Annotated in this window: 20 protein-coding genes and 2 pseudogenes; 15 read left to right on the top strand and 7 right to left on the bottom strand. The window is 63.2% G+C overall.

Annotated features, from left to right (window positions below; genetic code table 11):
• The first annotated feature begins 5 nt into the window (after positions 1-5).
• The 4 genes from HB778_RS31270 to HB778_RS31255 all read left to right on the top strand — a co-directional run bounded on the left by HB778_RS31270 (position 6) and on the right by HB778_RS31255 (position 3,413).
• Positions 6-593: a thiamine pyrophosphate-dependent enzyme gene (locus HB778_RS31270; protein ID WP_183465281.1), complete on the top strand. Its 588-nt coding sequence runs from the start codon at positions 6-8 to the stop codon at positions 591-593.
• 8 nt (positions 594-601) lie between these two features.
• Positions 602-2,080, top strand: a complete 1,479-nt coding sequence (locus HB778_RS31265) for an aldehyde dehydrogenase (RefSeq protein WP_183459530.1) — start codon at positions 602-604, stop codon at positions 2,078-2,080.
• Between the two features lie 97 nt (positions 2,081-2,177).
• Positions 2,178-2,957 carry an SDR family NAD(P)-dependent oxidoreductase gene (locus tag HB778_RS31260; protein WP_183459528.1) on the top strand — a complete coding sequence of 260 codons (780 nt, stop codon included), beginning with the start codon at positions 2,178-2,180 and terminating at the stop codon, positions 2,955-2,957.
• 6 nt (positions 2,958-2,963) lie between these two features.
• A complete protein-coding gene (locus HB778_RS31255) occupies positions 2,964-3,413 on the top strand; it encodes a VOC family protein (protein WP_183459526.1) in 450 nt (149 codons plus the stop codon).
• Between the two features lie 54 nt (positions 3,414-3,467).
• Here HB778_RS31255 and HB778_RS31250 read toward each other — a convergent pair whose 3' ends face one another.
• Both HB778_RS31250 and HB778_RS31245 read right to left on the bottom strand, forming a co-directional pair.
• Positions 3,468-4,121: a GntR family transcriptional regulator gene (locus tag HB778_RS31250; protein WP_183459524.1), complete on the bottom strand. Its 654-nt coding sequence runs from the start codon at positions 4,119-4,121 to the stop codon at positions 3,468-3,470.
• A 106-nt stretch (positions 4,122-4,227) separates the two neighbouring features.
• Positions 4,228-5,406 (bottom strand): NAD(P)/FAD-dependent oxidoreductase, encoded by a 1,179-nt coding sequence (locus tag HB778_RS31245; protein WP_183459522.1) that lies wholly within the window; start codon positions 5,404-5,406, stop codon positions 4,228-4,230.
• Positions 5,407-5,589: 183 nt separating this feature from the next.
• Between HB778_RS31245 and HB778_RS31240 the strand changes: the two are divergent.
• From HB778_RS31240 to HB778_RS31215, 6 genes and pseudogenes are all read left to right on the top strand, one after another.
• Positions 5,590-6,791 (top strand): annotated as a pseudogene (locus HB778_RS31240) (pyridoxal phosphate-dependent aminotransferase).
• Between the two features lie 8 nt (positions 6,792-6,799).
• Positions 6,800-7,240: an acetyl-CoA carboxylase biotin carboxyl carrier protein gene (locus tag HB778_RS31235; RefSeq protein WP_183459520.1), complete on the top strand. Its 441-nt coding sequence runs from the start codon at positions 6,800-6,802 to the stop codon at positions 7,238-7,240.
• A gap of 5 nt (positions 7,241-7,245) precedes the next feature.
• A complete protein-coding gene (gene accC / locus HB778_RS31230; RefSeq protein ID WP_183459518.1) occupies positions 7,246-8,619 on the top strand; it encodes an acetyl-CoA carboxylase biotin carboxylase subunit in 1,374 nt (457 codons plus the stop codon).
• Entirely contained in the window at positions 8,609-9,004 is a 396-nt protein-coding gene (locus HB778_RS31225; protein WP_183459516.1) for a biotin attachment protein, read from the top strand. Before accC ends, HB778_RS31225 begins: the two co-directional genes overlap by 11 nt.
• Positions 9,005-9,015: 11 nt before the next feature.
• On the top strand, positions 9,016-9,822 hold the full coding sequence (locus HB778_RS31220) for a LamB/YcsF family protein (RefSeq protein WP_183459514.1): 807 nt from the start codon (positions 9,016-9,018) through the stop codon (positions 9,820-9,822).
• 72 nt (positions 9,823-9,894) lie between these two features.
• Positions 9,895-10,185 (top strand): DUF1330 domain-containing protein, encoded by a 291-nt coding sequence (locus HB778_RS31215; RefSeq protein WP_183459512.1) that lies wholly within the window; start codon positions 9,895-9,897, stop codon positions 10,183-10,185.
• A gap of 54 nt (positions 10,186-10,239) precedes the next feature.
• On the opposite strand, the gene HB778_RS31210 is transcribed toward HB778_RS31215, so the two are convergent.
• The 5 genes from HB778_RS31210 to HB778_RS31190 are packed head-to-tail and all read right to left on the bottom strand — an operon-like array spanning position 10,240 to position 14,891.
• On the bottom strand, positions 10,240-11,271 hold the full coding sequence (locus HB778_RS31210) for an Ldh family oxidoreductase (RefSeq protein ID WP_183459510.1): 1,032 nt from the start codon (positions 11,269-11,271) through the stop codon (positions 10,240-10,242).
• Positions 11,272-11,308: 37 nt separating this feature from the next.
• Complete coding sequence (locus HB778_RS31205; RefSeq protein WP_183459509.1) at positions 11,309-12,472, bottom strand: epoxide hydrolase family protein; 1,164 nt, start codon at positions 12,470-12,472, stop codon at positions 11,309-11,311.
• Complete coding sequence (locus tag HB778_RS31200; RefSeq protein WP_183459508.1) at positions 12,469-13,449, bottom strand: biotin-dependent carboxyltransferase family protein; 981 nt, start codon at positions 13,447-13,449, stop codon at positions 12,469-12,471. Before HB778_RS31200 ends, HB778_RS31205 begins: the two co-directional genes overlap by 4 nt.
• Positions 13,446-14,108 carry a 5-oxoprolinase subunit PxpB gene (gene pxpB, locus HB778_RS31195; RefSeq protein WP_183459507.1) on the bottom strand — a complete coding sequence of 221 codons (663 nt, stop codon included), beginning with the start codon at positions 14,106-14,108 and terminating at the stop codon, positions 13,446-13,448. The genes HB778_RS31200 and pxpB overlap by 4 nt, the downstream gene beginning before the upstream one ends.
• Before the next feature lie 6 nt (positions 14,109-14,114).
• A complete protein-coding gene (locus tag HB778_RS31190; RefSeq protein WP_183459503.1) occupies positions 14,115-14,891 on the bottom strand; it encodes an SDR family NAD(P)-dependent oxidoreductase in 777 nt (258 codons plus the stop codon).
• A gap of 241 nt (positions 14,892-15,132) precedes the next feature.
• Here HB778_RS31190 and HB778_RS31185 point away from each other — a divergent pair, with 241 nt between their 5' ends.
• From HB778_RS31185 to HB778_RS43535, 5 genes and pseudogenes are all read left to right on the top strand, one after another.
• The gene (locus HB778_RS31185; RefSeq protein WP_183459496.1) at positions 15,133-15,768 is read left to right on the top strand and encodes an RraA family protein; all 636 of its coding nucleotides are present in this window, start codon (positions 15,133-15,135) and stop codon (positions 15,766-15,768) included.
• Between the two features lie 186 nt (positions 15,769-15,954).
• A complete protein-coding gene (locus tag HB778_RS31180; protein WP_244661690.1) occupies positions 15,955-17,037 on the top strand; it encodes a branched-chain amino acid ABC transporter substrate-binding protein in 1,083 nt (360 codons plus the stop codon).
• Between the two features lie 119 nt (positions 17,038-17,156).
• Positions 17,157-18,068, top strand: a complete 912-nt coding sequence (locus HB778_RS31175; protein WP_109660147.1) for a branched-chain amino acid ABC transporter permease — start codon at positions 17,157-17,159, stop codon at positions 18,066-18,068.
• Complete coding sequence (locus HB778_RS31170; protein ID WP_244661689.1) at positions 18,068-19,027, top strand: branched-chain amino acid ABC transporter permease; 960 nt, start codon at positions 18,068-18,070, stop codon at positions 19,025-19,027. Before HB778_RS31175 ends, HB778_RS31170 begins: the two co-directional genes overlap by 1 nt.
• Before the next feature lie 2 nt (positions 19,028-19,029).
• Positions 19,030-19,505 (top strand): annotated as a pseudogene (locus HB778_RS43535) (ABC transporter ATP-binding protein); the annotation flags it as partial.
• Positions 19,506-19,593 lie beyond the last annotated feature (88 nt).

The following is a 19,593-nucleotide window of genomic DNA, read 5'->3' as shown; positions in this document are numbered from 1 at the left end:
ACGACATGACGTTACCGACAATGGACCGCAGAGTCGCGGTGAAGAAGCTCCTTGACTCCCGCGACGGCGCCTTGGTCGTGACCGGTCTCGGCTCGCCGAGCTACGACGTGCATGCCGCCGGTGACCGCAACGACAACTATTATCTGTGGGGCGCGATGGGTGGTGCGGCGCTGATCGGCCTCGGGCTTGCCCAGGCCCAGCCCGACAAGCGGGTCATTGTGATTACCGGAGACGGCGAACAACTGATGGCGTTCGGTTCGCTGGCGACGATCTCGGTGGCGCGGCCGAAAAATCTCGACTTGATCGTGCTCGACAATCAGCACTTCGGCGAGACCGGCATGCAGTCCAGCCATACGGGCAAAGGCATCGGTTTCGACAAAGTCGCGGCCGCTTGCGGGTTTTCGAAAACCGCCGAGTTGCGCTCGCTGGAGGAGGTCGACACGCTGTGTGAAGAGCTGCGTCGCCCGGCCGAAGGTCCACGCCTTTTCGTGCTGAAAATCACCGCCGAGAACCTGCCGCGCTCGCTGCCACCGCGCGACGCGGTCGAGGTCAAGAACCGCTTTCGCGCCCATCTGGGCTTTGCCACTTGTTGAGAACCGATATGGCGCTGGTCAGTTTCCAGAACACGGTCGGCGGTCGGCTGCAATCGACAGCCGATACATTCGAGAGCCATGATCCGTTCACCGGCAGGCCCTGGGCGCTGATCCCGCGCGGGGGAGCAGCCCAGGTGGACGCCGCCGTGGCGTCCGCCAAGGCGGCATTCCGGTCGAAGGAATGGGCCGGCATCACCGCCACTGCGCGTGGCAAGCTGCTCGTGCGGATGGCCGACCTGATCGCCGACAACGCGGAGCGCATTGCCGCCATCGAGACGCGCGACAATGGCAAGCTGCTCACCGAAATGACGGCGCAGCTGCGCTATATCCCGGAATGGTTCCGCTATTTCGGCGGTCTTGCCGACAAGATCGAAGGGGCGGTGCTGCCGATCGACAAGGCTGGCATGTTCGCCTTCACCCGCCACGAGCCGCTGGGTGTCATTGCAGCCATCGTGCCCTGGAATTCGCCGCTTTTGCTTCTGACCTGGAAGCTAGCGCCGCTGCTGGCGGCCGGCAACACCGTCGTCATCAAACCGTCGGAACACGCTTCGGCCTCGACGCTGGAGTTCGTGAAACTGTTTGCGCAGGCTGGGTTCCCGCCAGGCGTGGTCAACACCGTTACCGGCATGCCGCTCGATGTCGGCGTGCCGCTCGTTGCCCACCCCGACGTCGCCAAGATAGCCTTCACCGGCGGTGAGCCCGGCGGGATCGCAGTCTATCGAGCGGCTGCCGAACAGCTCAAGACCGTCACGCTGGAGCTTGGCGGCAAATCGGCCAACATCGTCTTTGACGACGCCGATATCGAGAGCGCGGTCAACGGCGCGATCTCAGGCATTTTCGCGGCCAGCGGCCAGACCTGCATCGCCGGCTCGCGCCTGCTGGTGCATCGCAAGATCCATGACCGGTTCGTGGAGGGCGTCATAACGCTGGCGGCCAGTGCTCGATTGGGCAATCCGGCGCTGGCCGAGACGCAGGTCGGGCCGATCACCACGCAAGCCCAGCGCGAGAAGGTGCTGTCCTACCTCGGCATCGCGCGCCGCGAGGGTGCGCTTTGCGTGCTGGGCGGCGGCAAGCCAGCGTCCGGCGAACTGGGCGAGGGCTGGTTCGTCGAGCCCACCATCTTCACCGGCGTGAACAACAGCATGCGGATCGCACGTGAAGAGGTGTTCGGGCCAATCCTCTCGGTCATCCCGTTCGACGACGAGGATGAGGCTTTCGCCATTGCCAACGACAGCCCCTACGGACTGGCGGCGGGGATATGGACCAGCGACATGGGCCGGGCACTGCGCGGCGCGGCCGCAATGGAAGCGGGGATGGTCTGGATCAATTCATACCGCGCCGTCTCCTACATGGCGCCGTTCGGCGGCTACAAGAGAAGCGGTATCGGGCGTGAAAGCGGACAGGAGGCCATCAATTCCTATCTGCAAACCAAGACGGTGTGGATAGACACAGCCGGCAAGACCGCCAATCCCTTCGTTATCCGCTAGGCTTGGCTTCGGTGGGAGAATTATCCCTATCCGTGGCCAAGCTCAGCACATCGCTCCCCGAGACGGTGGTCGACTAACAATGATCGAAGGACTGGACATGAGACAGACAGGCAAGGTTGCGGTTGTCACGGGAGCGGCACGCGGCATCGGACGAGCTTGCGCGGAACGCTTTCTGGCCGAAGGCGCGAAACTCGTGCTCGGCGACATCGATGCCGCGGAACTGAAAAAATGTGCCGCTGAAATCGGCTCGACCGACAGCGTCCTGGCCGTAGTCACTGATGTCAGCAAGAAGGACAAGGTCGATGCACTGGTCGCGGCGGCGGTCGCCAGGTTCGGCCGCGTCGACATCATGGTCAACAATGCCGGCATCGCTCCGGTCCAGGATTTTCTCGACATCAGCGAGGCGGATTACGACAGGGTTCTCGCCATCAATCTGAAGGGCGCGTTCATGGGCACCCAGGCCGCAGCCCGCCAGATGATCGCGCAGGGTGGAGGCGGTGTCATCATCAACATGTCGTCGATCAATTCGGGCCTCGCCAATCCACGCGTCGCCACCTACGCGATCTCCAAGGGCGGCATGAACCAGGTCACCAGTACCGCGGCTGTTGCCTTCGCTCCCCACGGCATCCGCGTGGTCGGTGTCGGCCCGGGCACCATCGCCACGGACATGGTCATGGACGGGACATTCATCGATTCGGAAGAAATGCGACGGGCGGTTCTTTCGCGCACACCGCTCGGACGCCTCGGCACGGCTGCCGAGATCGCCTCTGTTGTGGCGTTCCTGGCCAGCGACGACGCCTCTTACATCACCGGCGAGACGATCTACCCCGACGGGGGTCGCCGCGTTCTGAACTATACGGTCCCGATCAAGGAGTGAGAGGATATGGGTAACTTCGACAAGCTGCATCATCTCTGCATCGTCGTGCACGATATCGACAAGGCGCAGGCCTATTACGACTCCATCGGCATTGGGCCATGGGAATCCTATCCGCCGCTGGCCGAGTACGAAGAACTTGAGGTCCCAAGTCCGAAGGGTTTCAAGGCGATGCAGTACCGGATTTGTAACCTGCCGAACGTTCAACTGCAGCTGTGCCAGCCGAACAGCGATCCTTCACCGCAGCGGATTCATCTCGATACCAAGGGTGAAGGCGTCTTCCATATCGGCTTTGAGGTCCGCGATGCGGATGCAGCCGAAGCCAAGGCGAAAACTGACGGACTTGCCGTGCTGATGCGCGGGCGCCGGGAAAACCGCACCGGCTTCACCTACTACGACACAGCCGAAAAGGCAGGCGTGATCCTGCTGACGCGGGCGACCAATCTGCCCGGCAAATGATCCACCAACGCAAAGGATTGGGGAGGTCGATGAGGCCCAGGAACAACTGGTCCGTCAGCTTCCCCGCAATTCCTGAAGCCGGTCGACCAGGAATTTGCCGCTGGTGATGATATGCATTTCCAACAGGCCGACGGCGCGCAGCGTATCCTTGGCTTCGCACAGGTCGATGAGTTGCCAGTGGTCGCGGTCGGACTGGGCCTGGATTTCGGTGAGCGTCACCATCATGCGTGTGTAGCGTTCCAGCTGCTGGTAGATGCGCCCCACCAGTTCGATCGTCGCCTTGCGGCCAGACGGCTGGTAGAGCGCGGCGTGGAAATTCCAGTTGAGCTGGTTCGAGTACTCGCCGGTCTTGCCCTGCTCCTGGTGCTGCTCTGCGCGCTCGCGGGCCAGCGCGAAGTCGGCCTCTGTCATCCTTGGAATGGCCAGGGCCAGTAGCCATGTTTCGATCCGGGCCCGCAATTCGTAGAGCTCGAGGATCTCGTCCAGGGAAATGGAGGTGACGACGGCGCCCTTGTGGGAAACCAGCGTGACGAAGCCTTCCGAATGAAGCTGATGCAGCGCCTCTCGCACCGGAATTCGGCTGACGCCGAACTCGGTGGCCAGATGCTCCTGCCGTAGCTGGAAATTGGCCTCGTATTCGCCGATCAGGATCTTCTGCCTGATGGCATCGGCGACCTGGGTCGAGATGGTTTTCTTCTGTACGAGCATGAATCAGCCTGGGGCGGCCGCCTTGTTTGTCGACTGGCGCCGTTTTGATTGAAGAAGTGGACGCATAGCACCGTTGTCACTGCGATGCCATGTCGCCCGTTTCGCTTCAGTAGACATGTTCCTCGATGGGCTGGTTGCCAGCGATCCGTTCGTAGCGGAAGGCCGACAGGTCGACAGAGCGGTACTCGCCATAGGCAATGAGGTCACTGACGCCCGACCCGGTTGCCGCCGCATGCATCATGCCGTGGCCGCTGAAGCCGGTGGCCAGGACAAAGTTCGAGATCTCCGGATGCCGGCCGATGATGCCGCTGTGGTCGAAGGTGTTGTACTCGTAGAGCCCCGCCCAGGCGCGCAGCATGCGCAATTGTTCGAAGCCGGGCACACGATGGGCGAGCGCCGGCCAGATCAATTCGTCGAACAGGTCGTAGTCCACATCCAGGCCAAAATCGTCCGGCTCGTTCTCGCGCACCGGCGGAACACCGCACAGGAAGAGCTGACCTTCCGGCCGCAGCCAGAGGCCGCTTGTGTCGAAGATGAAGGGGCAGTTGTCGATTCTTGCCGGCGTTTCGAAGACGAAGACGCATCGCTTACTCGGGACGACCGGCAGGTCGGTGCCGGCCATCCTGGCAATGCCCGCGCTCCATGGCCCGGCCGCGTTGATCACCGTGCCGGCGGCAAGCCTCTCACCATTGTCCAGCAGCACTTCACCCACCTTGCCGGAAGACGCCATGGTCAGTCCGGTCACTGTCGCGGCAAGATAGTCCACGCCCTGTGTGCGCGCCTTGCGACGGAATGCCTGCATCAGGCCAGGACCGTCGAACCAGCCTTCGCTGCCAAGGCCGAGCGAGCCGAGCGCGAGATCGTCCGTGTTGAGCCAGGGGAAGCGTCGTGCCAGATCAGCTTGTTCGATCAATTCGGCGTCGACACCCATGCCGCGCTGAACGCGGTTCTTGGCACGCTGCGCGTCGGCCCGCTCAGGCGTCGCCAGCACGAGATATCCAGGCTCATGCAGCCCGATGTCCGCAAGCTCATCACCAATGGCAAGCCGTGTCTTCACCTGGCGCAGGAAGTCGATGCTGAACTTCGACATGGCGATGTTGGGCGCCGTGCCGAACTGCTGGCGGATGGCGCTGGTCGACAAGGAAGACGAGGAGGCCGTGTAGTAGGGGTCCCGCTCGATCACCGCGATCCTGCCATCGAAATCCGGGTTGGCTGACAGGAAGTAGGCGATCGAGCTGCCGACAACGCCTCCGCCAACGATCACCACATCATAGTTTGTGCCCATTCCAATCGTGTTCCCTATCTCGAATATCATCCGTGGCGACGAAGGATTGGATACTTTCCTCTATCGACCCACCTCCAGAATGAGACATAACCCGGTCTTCGACGCAGAAAAAGGGGTTTGACGCGAAAATCGGAATACATTATCCAATCTGTAGCAAATATCATACATGCCGAGGATTGTTCCGTGGGCCTCATCGCTCCCCGTCTCGACGTCATCAAGCCAAGTCCCAGCATGGCGGTCACCGCGCGGGCAATCGAAATGCGCTCGGCCGGCATCGACGTTATCAGCCTGAGCGCCGGCGAGCCGGATTTTCCTACGCCTCCGCACATCGTCGAGGCGGCCTACGAGGCGATGCGCAGGGGGAGACGCGCTATACGGCGGTCGACGGCACCACCGCGCTGAAGAAGGCGGTGGCCGAAAAATTCAGGCGCGAGAACGGCCTCGACTACAAGCCTTCGCAAATCAGCGTCGCGGGGGCGCCAAGCAGATCATCTACAACGCCCTGCTGGCAACGCTGGCCCCGGGTGACGAGGTGGTTGTCCCAGCGCCCTATTGGGTTTCCTACACCGATATCGTCCTGCTCGGCGAAGGTAAGCCCGTGGTCGTTCCCTGCACGGAGGCGCAGGGCTTCAAATTGACGCCGCAAGCCCTGCGAGCCGCGATCACCGGGCGCACCAAGTGGCTTCTGCTCAACACGCCTTCCAACCCGACAGGCGCCGTCTACAGCCGCGACGAACTCGCTGGCCTGGCCGAAGTGCTGCTCGACCAGCGCCACGTCCACGTGCTGACCGATGACATATACGAGCATATCCTGTTCGATGGACGTACCTTCCATACCATCGCCGGCGTCGAGCGCGCGGCTGAAGGACCGTACGCTGACAGTGAACGGGGTATCGAAGGCCTATGCCATGACCGGCTGGCGGATCGGCTATGCCGGCGGGCCGGAAGCGCTGATCCGCGCCATGGCGACCGTGCAGAGCCAAAGCACGTCGAACCCGTCTTCCATCTCGCAGGCCGCGACCATTGCCGCTCTGGAAGGTCCCCAGGACTTTCTTCGCCCTCGGGCGCTCGAATTCCAGGTTCGGCGCGACCGCGCTCTGGAGCTGCTGCGCAAGATTCCCGGCCTCACCTGCCAGACGCCCGAGGGCGCCTTCTATCTCTATCCCAACTGCTCGGCCCTGATCGGCCGTCGCCGCCCCGACGGCACTCCCATCGGCAGCGACGACGACTTCTCGCTTTACCTGCTCGATCAGGCGCGGGTCGCGGTGGTGCAGGGCTCTGCCTACGGCCTGTCGCCGCATTTCCGCATTTCCATAGCCACGTCGATGGACCTGATCGAAAAAGCGATCGGGCGCATCGCCGAGGCTGTCGACGCGCTGCGGTAGGGCCGGCGATGGATCTCGACTTCGTCCAGAAGCTGATCGAATTTGTCTCGCGTTCGCCCATTGCCGAACTGGAGATCGAGCGCGACGGCGTTCGCGTCCGCGTGTCCAGGCATACGGCGTCGGCGCAATCCGCGTCGCAGGTGCAGCCGGGGCCTGATGTAACCGCACGTTCCCCAGATCAGACGTCGACATCTCCGCCCATCGCACGCCATTCTATCCGCGCGCCGCTGACGGGCGTGTTCTACCGCTCCGGCACCGAAGGCGAACCGCCGCTGGTTGCCATTGGCGATGTGGTCGCGGAGGGGCAGAAAATCGGCGTCCTCGAAGCCATGAAGACGTTCAATGTCGTGGAATCCGATCGCGCTGGGCGGATCGTCCAGATCGCGTTCGACGACCATGCAGCGGTGCAGTCCGGCGACGTGCTGTTCGTGCTGGAAGACGAGGGCTGAGGGCGATGTTCGATACCGTCCTTATCGCCAACCGCGGTGAAATCGCGCTACGCATCCTGCGCGCCTGCCGCGATCTCGGATTGAGAACGGTGGCGGCGCACTCGGAGGCCGATGCGAGCCTTCGCCATGTCGCGCTAGCGGACAAGGCGATCTGCATCGGACCGGCTGCCGCGACAGAGAGCTATCTCAACATCGCCGAGATCATCGCGGCCGCGCAACTCACCGGCGCGGGCGCGATCCATCCGGGCTATGGTTTCCTTTCGGAGAACGCCGCCTTCGCCGAGGCCGTCGAAAACGCCGGCCTCATCTTCGTCGGGCCGTCCGCGACGGCGATCCGCACCATGGGCGACAAGGTTTCCGCCAAGCGCACGATGATCGCCGCCGGCGTTCCGTGCGTTGCGGGCTCGAAGGGTGCGCTGCCACAGGACGAGCAAGAGGTGCGCGCCATTGCCGAGGCCATCGGCTATCCCGTCATCGTCAAGGCAGCGGGTGGTGGGGGCGGGCGCGGCATGCGCATCGTGCGCGATGAGCAGGCCCTGATGGAAGCCGTTTCCATGGCGGTGAAAGAGGCGGACCGGGCCTTCGGCAACCCGCAAGTCTATCTGGAAAAATTCCTTGAGCAGCCGCGGCATATCGAGATCCAGATCCTGGCGGACAAGCACGGTAGGGCTGTCTGGCTCGGCGAGCGGGATTGCTCCATGCAACGCCGTCACCAGAAGATCATCGAGGAAGCGCCGGCGCCTGGCATCGCCCGCGAGGCGATCGCCGACATAGGCGACCTGTGTGCCCGCGCATGCCTGACCATCGGCTATACAGGTGCCGGCACGTTCGAATTCCTCCATGAGGACGGGCGCTTCTCTTTCATCGAGATGAACACCCGCGTGCAGGTGGAGCATCCCGTCACTGAGCTCGTCACCGGCATCGATATCGTGCGTGAGCAGATCCGCATCGCTCGCGGCGAACCGTTGTCATTCAGCCAGGCAGACATCCGCATTCAAGGCCACGCTGTCGAATGCCGCATCAACGCTGAAGATCCCTACAGCTTTCGGCCGCATCCGGGCCGGGTCGAGCGCTGGACGCCGCCCGGCGGCCCCGGCATCCGTGTCGAATCGCATCTCTACTCCGGCTACACCGTGCCGCCGCATTACGATTCGCTGGTGGCCAAGCTCCTGGCGCATGGCGCGACGCGGGCCGAGGCGATCCGGCGGATGCGCGGGGCGCTGGGCGAGATGGAGGCAGTCGGCATCGCCACCAATGCACCGCTGCACGGTATCCTGATGGAGGAGCCCGGCTTCGCTGCCGGAGGCTTCGATATTCATCATCTCGAACATCTCATTGAAGGCGGTCTGCTCGAGGGGCGAGGCGGCGATGACGCTTGAGGAGATCGAAAGGCTGGCCGCTTGGTGCGCAAGTGCCGGCATAGGGGAGATCGCGCTGGCCGAGGCCGGCTTTTCGCTGCGCCTGCATATGCAGGCCGTGGTTGCCGAAACACCTAGGGCTGGCGCCGAAGCGCTGAAGGCGGAAACGGTCTTCAAGGGCGTGCGTGCGCCCGGCGTCGGCGTGTTCCGTATCGATCATCCAACGACCGGCCACCCTGTTGCCGGACCTGGCCAGATGGTCCGCAAGGGCGAGACGGTCGGCGTCCTGCAGGTCGGCCCATGCCTGAAGGCCGTGCTCGCGCCGGCAGACGGCGTGCTGGGCGCGGCGCTGATAGAGGACGGAGCGGTCGTCGGTTACGGCACGCCGCTCTACGAACTGGTGTGAAGGCAAAGGCGATGGTTCGAACCACTGAGGAAAGCGCCGGGGCGGCCGAAGGATTACAGGTCGATATCAATTCCGACATGGGCGAGGGTTTTGGAGCCTACAGGCTCGGCGACGATGCGGCTATCCTCGACATCGTCAGTTCCGCCAATGTGGCCTGCGGCTTTCATGCCGGTGACCCCGAGATCATGGCGGCCACGTTCTCGATGGCGCGCGATAAGGGCGTCGCCGTTGGCGCGCATCCGAGCTTCGCCGATCTGTGGGGGTTCGGACGCCGCATCATCCCGCATTCCATGGATGAAATCGAAAGGCTAGTCGCCTATCAGATCGGCGCGGCGCAGGCGCTTTCCGCCTATGCCGGCCATCCGATCCGCTACGTGAAGGCGCATGGCGCGCTGGGCAACCTTACCCAGACAGACCGTGGCGTCGCCGAAGCCGTGACCCGCGCAGTCAAGGCCGTCGATCCCGGCCTGATCTGCCTCGCCATTGCGCTCGGCTTCCAGGACAGGATCGCGCGCGACGCGGGCCTGACGGTCAGGTCCGAAATCTTCGCCGACCGCGCCTACACGGAGGAAGGCTTTCTTGTCTCGCGCAAGCTGGAAGGTGCAGTCATTCACGATGCGCAGATGGCGGCGGAACGGGTCGTCCGCATGGTCAAGCAAGGCGCCATCGAGACGATTTCCGGGCAGGCGCTCAAGACACCAATCGATTCGATCTGCGTTCATAGCGACACGCCGGCGGCAGTCGCAATTGCCGCGCGCGTCCGGGCCCGCCTGGAAGAGGACGGGATCAGCGTCAGAGCATTCGCGGCAATCGTCTGATAAACACTATCCGCCGAGGGGCCTGTGCAGGCGACGAGGTCGGACTTCGTCTATTTTCAAGGAGCTGTCGTGATGGCCAAGGGATATCTTATCGCGCAAGTCACCGTCACCAATTCGGACGCCTACTCCAACTACGCCAAGGTTGCGAGCGATCTGCTAAAACAATATGGCGCCCGCGTCGTCGTCAAACCAGAGACCGCCTTGATTAAGGAAGGAAATCCCAAAGCCCGCACGGTGATCTTCGAGTTTGCGAGCTTCGACAAGGCAAAGGAATTCTGGGACAGCCCGGAATATGCCGAGGCCAAGGCTCTGCGGGCAGGCGCCGCCGATGGCGACTTCATCCTCATCGAGGGTACCGACTGATTTGAATGCCAGTGCCGTTTTCGCCGCATCCAAAACGACCGGCTGGCTCACGATTCAAACGGCGCCCAGCCCTTGCTCGAGAAAACGGTCGAGCTGTTCGATTTCCTGGGCGGAGAGACTGATGCCGTCTCTCTCCGAAGCCGCACGAGCAAGGAACCGCCGCTGCGAGGGCAGGCGCGCACCCTGACCGACGATCGCCTCGAACAGGGCTTCGGCACGACCCAGCGGATTGCCGGGATGGCCGGCGGAAAAAGCTTGCGGCGAGAAAGCGATGACCAACTCTCCATGCGACGGATAAAGCGTCGTGGTGCCGAGTAGATCGAGCGCCTCGGGGCTGGTCAGGTCGCCGATCATGATGCCGGCGAGCAACTCGATCATCGTCCCGATAGCAGAACCCTTGTGCCCGCCGAAAGAAAGCATGGCGCCTGCGAGGGCAGCTTCCGGATCCGTCGTCGGCCTGCCGTCGACATCGATCGCCCAGCCTTCCGGCAGCTTCTTGCCGACCCGGCGATGGAGCTCGATCTCGCCGCGCGCGGCAACCGACGTCGCGAAGTCGAAAACATAAGGCGGCTGCTCTTCGCGCGGCCAGCCAAAGGCAAAAGGATTGGTGCCAAGCAGCGGTCCGTTGCCACCAGTCGGAGCGACCGTGGCATAGCTCGGGCACATGGCCAGGCCGGCAAGGCCTGTCTGCGTCAAGCTTTCGACCTCCACCCAAAGGGCGGAAAAATGCACGGCCGAGTTGATCGCGAGCGCGGCAATGCCGCACGAGCGTGCCCGCTCGACCAGCACCGGCAGGCCCAGTTCGATGGCCGGGTTAGCGAAGCCGTGCTTCGCATCCACTTTGACGATGGCCGGTGCGTCTTGCGGCAACAACTCGGGCAGCGCGTTTGGCTCCACCTTTCCGGCCTTGATTGTCCGCAGGGCGCCTTCGATGCGGTAGACACCATGCGACTTGCAGGCATCGCGTTCCGCCGCGACGATGACCCGGGTGATGGCGCCGGCCTGGATGGGGTTCAGCCCGGCCTTGCGGAAAATTGCATCGACGCGCTCATGCAGGGCATCGACGGTGATCGCGGTGTTGGTCATTTCTGCCTTCAGGTTTGGTTGCGAAGAAACGCTGCCTTTAAAAATCCAGACCGCCGGCAAAGGCCCTTAGGTCCTGTGCAAGCAAAGCGGGCTGTTCGAGGGCTGCGAAATGACCCCCGCGCGGCATCGCTGTCCACCGGCGGATGTCCTTGAAGACACGCTCGACCCAGCTCCTTGGCGGCATCGGTAGCTCCTTGGGAAACAAAGCCACCGCAAGCGGGATGTCGATCGCCGTGCCGGGCGGGAATGCAAGCGGGCGGGCGCGCGTTTCCCAATAGAGCCGCATCGACGAAGCGACGGTCCGGGTGAACCAATAAAGCGAGATGTCGGCGAACATGTCGTCGGGCGAAAAAGCAGCATTGCCCAGATCGCCACCGCAATCGCTCCAGTCGCGGAACTTTTCGATCATCCAGGCTGCCAGTCCGACCGGTGAATCCGTCAGCCCATAGGCAAGTGTTTGCGGGCGCGTCGCTTGAATATGAGCATAGGCGCCATGAAGATCCGCCCATCCGGCTTTCCGTTCCAGGAAGGCGCGCTCTTCCGACGTCAAGTCACCGTCTGGGCCTGCATCGTGAGGCGGTGAGAATGAGCCGGGGATGAAATTGAGATGCACGCCGGCGAGACTGTCGGGATGCGCGTGCGCCAGACATGTCGACACGCTGGCGCCCAGATCGCCACCTTGCGCGAGATATCGTTTGTAGCCGAGACGGCTCATCAACTCGGCCCAAAGGTCGGCGACGGTGAACAGGTTGAGACCAGACTTGGTCGGTCGGCTCGAAAAGCCAAAGCCAGGAATCGAAGGGACCACGACGTTGAAGGCGTCCTCCTGCCTTCCGCCATGCGAAAGTGGGTCTGTCAGAAGTGGGATCAGCTCATGAAATTCGAAGACGCTGCCTGGCCAGCCATGGGTTAGTATGATCGTTCTGCCAGTCGCAATTGCGGCGCGCGCATGGATGAAATGGATGGTTTGGCCGCCGATATCCGTCTGGCAGTGCGGATGGATGTTCCAGGCGGCTTCCTGCTTGCGCCAGTCGAAGCCGGTGCGCCAGTGCTGCATAAGCCGGCGCAGTTCCTCTTGCTCCGTTCCCTGCGCCCAGCCTATTGCCTGCAATTGGTCCGGCCCGCGCCAGTTCGAGATGCGCTTGTTCAAATCGTCGATTTCAGACTGGGCGATCTCGATGGTGAAGGGGCGAATTTTCATGGCCTCCTCTGCTCGCCGACCATGAGGTTCCGGGCGGCGATAAAGTCGCGGCGTCGCTGCCGGTTCATGCGAAGCGCTTCCGTCGACGCTTCGATCGAGACCGCTGAGAAACGCAGGCGCGCGCCGACAGGCGCTTGTGCGAGCCGCCACAGGTCGGCTTCGATCACCGTAGCGATCTTCGGATAGCCGCCGCAAGTGTTGGCATCGGCAAGCTGGATGATCGGCTGGCCGGACGGCGGCACCTGGACAGTGCCGGGTACGATGCCGTGCGACAGCAATTCCATCGGTGAGACGAGCGAGAGCGCCTCTCCGGAAAGGCGATATCCCATCCGGTTGGCGTCGCTGGTGATGTTCCATTCGCTTCCGGTGAAGGCTGCCTGGGCCTCAGGGGTGAAGGCGTCGAACTCGGCGGCCGGCAGAACCCGCAACTCGATTGCCGAGGCAAAGCCGTCCACCGCGCCGCGTCGCTCTTCCAGCGCTGCGCCGATGCCGCCTGCGGGAAGCCGGCATTGCGCCGGGTTGAGCGCAAGCCGGTCGCCGCGCGACAGGCCGCGCCCGCCGAGCCCCCCGAAGCCACCCTTCGCATCCGTCGCGCGCGACCCCATGACGAGGGGCAGATCGAGCCCGCCGGCAACGGCGACATAGGAACGCGCACCGGTGCGCGGTGCTTCGAGGACAAGGGTCTCACCGGCGCGGATCGTCATGGCCCACCAGGGCGGGCAGGGCCGGTTACCGACGCTGACGACGCAATCCGCGCCGGTGACAGCGACCGCGGTGTCGACATTCGTGCGCAGCCGGAACGGATGAAGCGCTACCTCGATCCCGGCAGCCGAGGGATCATTGCCCAGCATGAGATTGGCCATTGCAAGCGCTTGCCTGTCCATGGCGCCGCCATGGCTGACCCCCAGCGCAAGATGGCCAGGCCGGCCGAGATCCTGGATCGTGTTCGGCAGGCCGGTGGTGAGGATCTCGATCACGCCTCAATCCCCGCGATCGTGAATCCGATCGTGTCTCCGGGCCGGAGCAGCACGGGCAATTCCGCTTCGGCGTTGAACAGCTTCACGTCGGTATGGCCGATCATGTGCCATCCGGACGGCGCAGTCATCGGCATGACGCCCGCCTGCGCACCGCCGATGATGACGGCGCCCTCAGTGACCTTCAGGCGAGGCGTGCTGCGCCTTGCCCATGCAAGCCGTGGGTCGAGACCGGACAGATAGGGAAAGCCCGGCATGGCGCCGATGGCGGCGACGGTGTAGGCGGCTGCCGCGTGGCGGCTGACGGTCTCGTCGACAGACAGGCCGCAATGCGCGGCCCAGCCGGCGAGGTCCTCGCCGCGCGAGCCGCCATAGCTGACGGGAATGGTATGATGCGTGCCGGTCACCGCATGGGCATCGGTGCTGGCCCAGAGCGACATCAGCTGATCGCCGACGCTGTGAGCGTCCGTGGCGAGCGGGTCAAACACCACCAGCAGGTTGTTCATGCCGGGAACGGTCTCGCGCACCCCTTCGAGGCTCAGCGCGGCATTCGCTACCGCCCAGACCAACTCCTGGGTGGCATCATCGAAAGCCTCCTGCGCGCCGTCGAGCAGCAGCGCGGCTGATCCCGCAAGACTGATGTGGGGCGTACCGAAAACCATTGGCGGTCAGTCCTTCACCGGCATCGTATAATTCAGGATCAGGCGGCCGCCATCCGGATAGATGGTCTGGCCGACAATGTAGGAGGCGTCGTCGCTGGCCAGGAAGGATGCGACGCTGGCGATCTCCGAAGGTTCGCCACAGCGGCCGCTCGGCGTGCGCGACAGGATGGTCTGGCGCTGCGCTTCGCTGGCCATGACCGAGCTCTTGACCATGTCGGTCAGGATGGTGCCGGGGCCGATGGCGTTGACGCGAATGTCATGCCGAATCAATCCGACGGCCATCACCGCCGTCAACTGCTTGATGCCACCCTTGGACACGGCATAGGCGACGGAATTGGGAATGGCCAGGATGGCGTTGATCGACGACATGTTGATGATCGAGCCGCCGCGTCCCTGCGCGATCATGGCCCTTGCCGCGGCCTGCCCGAGAAGGAAGGGCGCCTTGAGATTGACGCGCTGAACCAGGTCGAAGGCTTCCTCGGGGAAGTCAACGAAATCGTCCAGATGGATAATGCCGGCATTGTTGATGAGGACGTCGACACTGCCGAATCGCTTCGTGGCCTTGGCAACAACATCGGCTGCCATTTCCTGCGTGCATTCGGAGAGATCCGCCGATAGCCAGGCGGCACGTTCGCCAAGACGTTCGGCATGCTCGCGTCCGCGATCGGCCTGCACGTCGACAAGCACCACCTTGGCGCCATCGGCATGAAAGCGCTCGGCGCAGGCAAGGCCCAGGCCTTGTGCCGCCCCGGTGACGATCACGACTTTTCCTGCGTGCTTCACAACCCAATCCCTTTTCACAATCATGACATTTATGGATATGTTATCCAATCTATCTTGAACTTCGACGCCATTGCAAGCCCGGATGGGTGGAGCGGTTGGGGTCATTCTGGCCAGCTCGGCGCCATTCCGAAGCCGCTTTGGCTTTTTTCTGCCCACCATCGCAAGGTCGGTTGACTCCACCGAATTAAGTGTGATTGGATACTATATTCATAAGAAGTGCCGACGACGGGGAGTGCAGGCAATGGCGGATGGATCACAGGAAAGCGAACTGATCGACGCGTTCCGCGCTCTTGCGACGCCGTTGATCAGCGACAATCTCGCTCGTGTCCCCGGCGCTGTCGGGTTGCGGCCGTTCCATCGGTTGAGCGGCGTCATGGCGGGGAGGGCGCTGACGGTCAGGACCCGCCCCGGCGACAACCAGTTCATCCATCGTGCGCTCGATCTGTTGCGGCCCGGAGACGTCATCGTCGTCGATGGCGGCGGCTATGAAGGACGTGCGCTGGTCGGCGAGATCATGACAAGTGTCGCGGCGTCACGCGGCGCTGCGGGCATTGTCATCGACGGCGCCATCCGCGATGCCGGTGCCATCAGCCGCAATCCGTTTCCATGCTTTGCACGGTCAGCCATCCATCTCGGACCTTACAAGGATGGCCCGGGAGCCATCAATGTTCCCGTCTGCATAGGCGGCATGGTCGTAGGTCCTGGCGACATCGTCGTCGGCGACGAGGATGGCGTCGTGGCATTTCCAATCGACGGTGCCGCGGCCTTGCTGGCCGCCGTCCGGGCGCAGGAAGCCCGCGAGGCCGAGATCATGCAGAGCATCCAGGAGAACCGCTATCAGGGAGCCTATGCCCGGGCTTCCAGCGGCAGTCACTGATCGGCGGATCAGGAGCCTGCCGGTGAGAAATCGCATGGCCGGCTGGCGATCTTGCTCAACATAACCGCTCCGCAGCTAACGGAGGGGCGAAACAATGCATTTCGGGCACGCCGCCTGGATGCACCAACAGGGGAAAATGGAGAGAATAATGGTTGTTTCCTTCAAGAGGCTTGCCAAGAGGCTAGCTTGTGCCACCGCCCTTGCCGGGCTGGCTATGACCACGATGGCGCGGCTGCCGATATCAAGATCGGCATCGTTGCTCCAATGACTGGCCAACTGGCCAGTGAGGGGCAGGATATGGAGAACGCCGTGAAGATGGCGATCAATGCCGTCAACGCCAAAGGCGGCGTCAACGGCGACAAGATCATCACCACGACCGCCGACGACGCTTGCGATCCGCAGCAGGCGGTGACCGCAGGCAGCAAGCTTGTCTCGGAGGGCGTGACCGCCATCGTCGGCGGCTACTGCTCGGGCGCCGTGTTGCCGACATTGAAGATCTATGGCGACGCCGGCATTCCGTTCGTCATCATCGGAGCGAACTCGACCAAGCTGGTTGCCGCCAATCAGGGCAATGCCTTCCTCGCCAATTCAACCGGCGACATGCAGGCGACGACGGCTGTCGAGCTCTTCAAGAAGAACGGCTACAAGAAGATCGCGGTCATAGACGAAGGCGATGCCTATTCGTCTGACCTGGCCAAGCTGACAGCCGAAGCCTTCAAGGGTGCCGGCGGCGAGATTGCCACCAAGGAGACGACCACTGCCGGTGAGCAGGACTATTCGGCGGTCGTCACCAAGATCAAATCGAGCGGCGCGGACGCGGTCTTCTGGACCGCCTACCATGCCGGTGGCGCCCTGCTCACCAAGCAGCTTCGACAGGCTGGATTCCAGGGCGGCATCGTACTCGGCGACGGCAACAATTCGCCGGAATATCTGGAGATCGCCGGCTCGGCCGGTGAGGGCGTGTACCTGTTGTCCCCGCCCACCGTGGACCTCCTGTCTGGCGCCGCCGACTTCAAGGCCAAGTACAAGGAAACCTATGGCCGCGACGCCGGCGCCTATGCGGCGCTGTCCCATGACGTGGGCGACCTGATCGTCGATGCTGTCACACGGGCCAAGTCGACGGACCAAAAGGCAATCATCGAGGCGCTCAAGGCTAGCGACTTCAAGGGACTTGCCGGTGAAATCAAGTTCACCGACAAGAACACGCTCCAGACTTCGAACTTCCGCCCAGTGATCGCCAAGGGCGGCAAGTGGGTGGCTGTCGAATAAAGGCCAACCGGATTGATGCCGGGGCGGCCCTTGTGGCGGCCTCGGCGTCATCGCCGATTGTCTGGCGCACCGACGCTGCGCCCAGACAAGACTTTTTCAATTCTGCCCTCGGAGCATCAATGACGCTCGACCTGCTTATTCAGCAATTGGTGAACGGCCTTATCGTCGGCTCTTTCTATGCCCTGATCGCGCTCGGCTACAGCATGGTCTTCGGCGTCATCAAGCTCCTGAATTTCGCCCATGGCGACATCTACATGAATGGCGCCTTCGTCGGCCTCATCGTGTTTTCCTTCGTCGGCATATGGGTCGGCAACGGCTGGCTGGGCGTGGTCTGCGCCCTGCTAGTGTCGATGCTGGTCGTCGGCTTGCTCGGCGTCGTCATCGAGCGCTTCGCCTATCGGCCGATGCGCAATGCGCCGCGCCTCTCCATCCTCATCACGGCGCTCGGTGCGTCGATGGTGCTAAACGGCACCGCACTCGCCCTGACAGGCGGGCGGCATTATGCCTTCAACACGGACCTCGGTTTTGCCGGTGTTGACATTTCCACCGTTCATATCACCTACACGCAGATGGTGCTGGTGGCCGCCTCCATCGCTCTTATGGCCGGGATGCAGGCCTTTGTCTCACGCACCATGTACGGCAAGGCGATGCGCGCCGTGTCCATCGATATGGGGGCGAGCCGCCTGATGGGCATCGATGTCGACCGGGTGATCGCACTGACCTTCTTCATGGGTTCGGCGCTCGCCGCCGGCGGCGGGGTCATGGCCGGCGCATACTATGGCAGTGTCCATTTCTTCATGGGCTTTATCATGGGGCTCAAGGCCTTTACGGCAGCCGTCATAGGCGGCATCGGCAGCGTGCCGGGCGCCATGCTCGGCGGCTTGCTGCTCGGCCTGCTCGAGGCTTTCGGTTCGTCCTTGCCCTTCGTCGGATCGGAGTGGCGTGACGTCTTCGTTTTTGGGACCCTGATCCTGTTCCTGGTGTTCAAGCCGACCGGCCTTCTTGGCCGCTCTGTCGTGGAGCGGGTGTGATGATCGACGAAGTGAGAACCGTGCCGGCCGCCGGGCAACCGCGACTGATGCGCTGGTCCGTCGTGCTGCCCGGCCTGGCGGCACTAGCCGTCGCGCTGGTGTTGCCGCAGTTCGCCGACGCCTATGTGACGGAGGTGGCGACCACGGCGCTGCTCTATGTCGTTCTGTGCCTCGGCCTCAACATCGTCGTCGGCTATGCCGGCCTGCTCGACCTCGGCTACGCCGCCTTCTTCGCGGTCGGCGCCTACACGTCAGGGATCCTGACCGCAGAATTCGGGTTCAACTTCTGGCTCACCATCCCGGTCGCGATGGCGGCGGCCTGCGTGGCTGGCATCATCATCGGGGCTCCGACCTTGAGGCTGCGCAGCGACTATCTGGCGATCGTGACGCTGGGGTTCGGCGAGATCGTCCGCATCATCGCCCGCAACCTCGACATCACCGGTGGCGCCAGCGGCCTCATCGGCATCGAGCGGCCGGAGATCTTCGGCTTCAAGCTGATGCAGGTGCAGCACTTCTACTATGCGTTCCTGGTGCTGGCGCTGCTCACCGCCTTCGTCTGCCTCAGCGTCGAGCGGTCGCGGATGGGACGAGCCTGGCTCTACGTTCGCTATGACGAGGACGCTGCCGCCGGTATCGGGATTAACCGTGTCACCGCCAAGCTGCAGGCCTATATGATGGGGGCGGTGATCGCTTCCGTGGCCGGATGCCTCTATGCTGCCAAAATGACGGCCATCTCGCCGGAGAGTTTCACCTTCAACCAATCGCTTCTCATCCTGCTCGGCGTCGTCCTGGGTGGCATGGGCCGCATTCCTGGCGTCGTCCTGGGCGCCATTCTCGTGGCCCTGCTTCCAGAGGTGCTGCGCGGCGCGGGTACCTATCGCCCCCTGGTGACCGCGGTTGCGCTGCTGGCGATCATGCTCTTCAGGCCGAACGGGCTCTGGCCGGACAAGCGGGTTTGACCATGGCCTTGCTCGAAGTCCGCGATCTGCGCCTCAGTTTTGGGGGACTGAAGGTCCTTCACGACATTTCGTTCTCGGTGGAGAAAGGCGCCATCAACAGCCTCATCGGACCCAATGGCGCCGGCAAGACGTCGCTCTTCAATTGCCTGACCGGCTTCTACAAGCCGAAGGGGGCTCGATCAGCCTGGGCGGCCGGCCAATTACCGGTTTGCCGCCGCATCGCATCACCGCGCTCGGGCTTGCCCGCACTTTTCAGAACATCCGGCTGTTCAAGGAGATGACCGTTCTGGAAAACGCCATGTCCGGCCAGCATTGCCGCAGCCGTCATGGCATGGTGTCGGCCATGCTGCACTTGCCGTCGCAGAGGCGCGAGGAAGAGGCGATCCGCGCGGTCGGCATGCGCTGGCTTGATTTCGTCGGCATTGCCGAGCATGCGCATCGCCATGCCGGCGGCCTTTCCTACGGCGATCAACGGCGGCTCGAACTCGCGAGGGCGTTGGCGTCGACACCCGAGCTTATCCTTCTCGACGAGCCCGCAGCCGGCCTGAACGAGCGCGAGAAGCTGG

Source organism: Mesorhizobium huakuii, assembly GCF_014189455.1.
GTDB classification, from domain to species: Bacteria; Pseudomonadota; Alphaproteobacteria; order Rhizobiales; family Rhizobiaceae; genus Mesorhizobium; species Mesorhizobium huakuii_A.
This window is presented reverse-complemented; position numbering and strand designations above follow the sequence as displayed.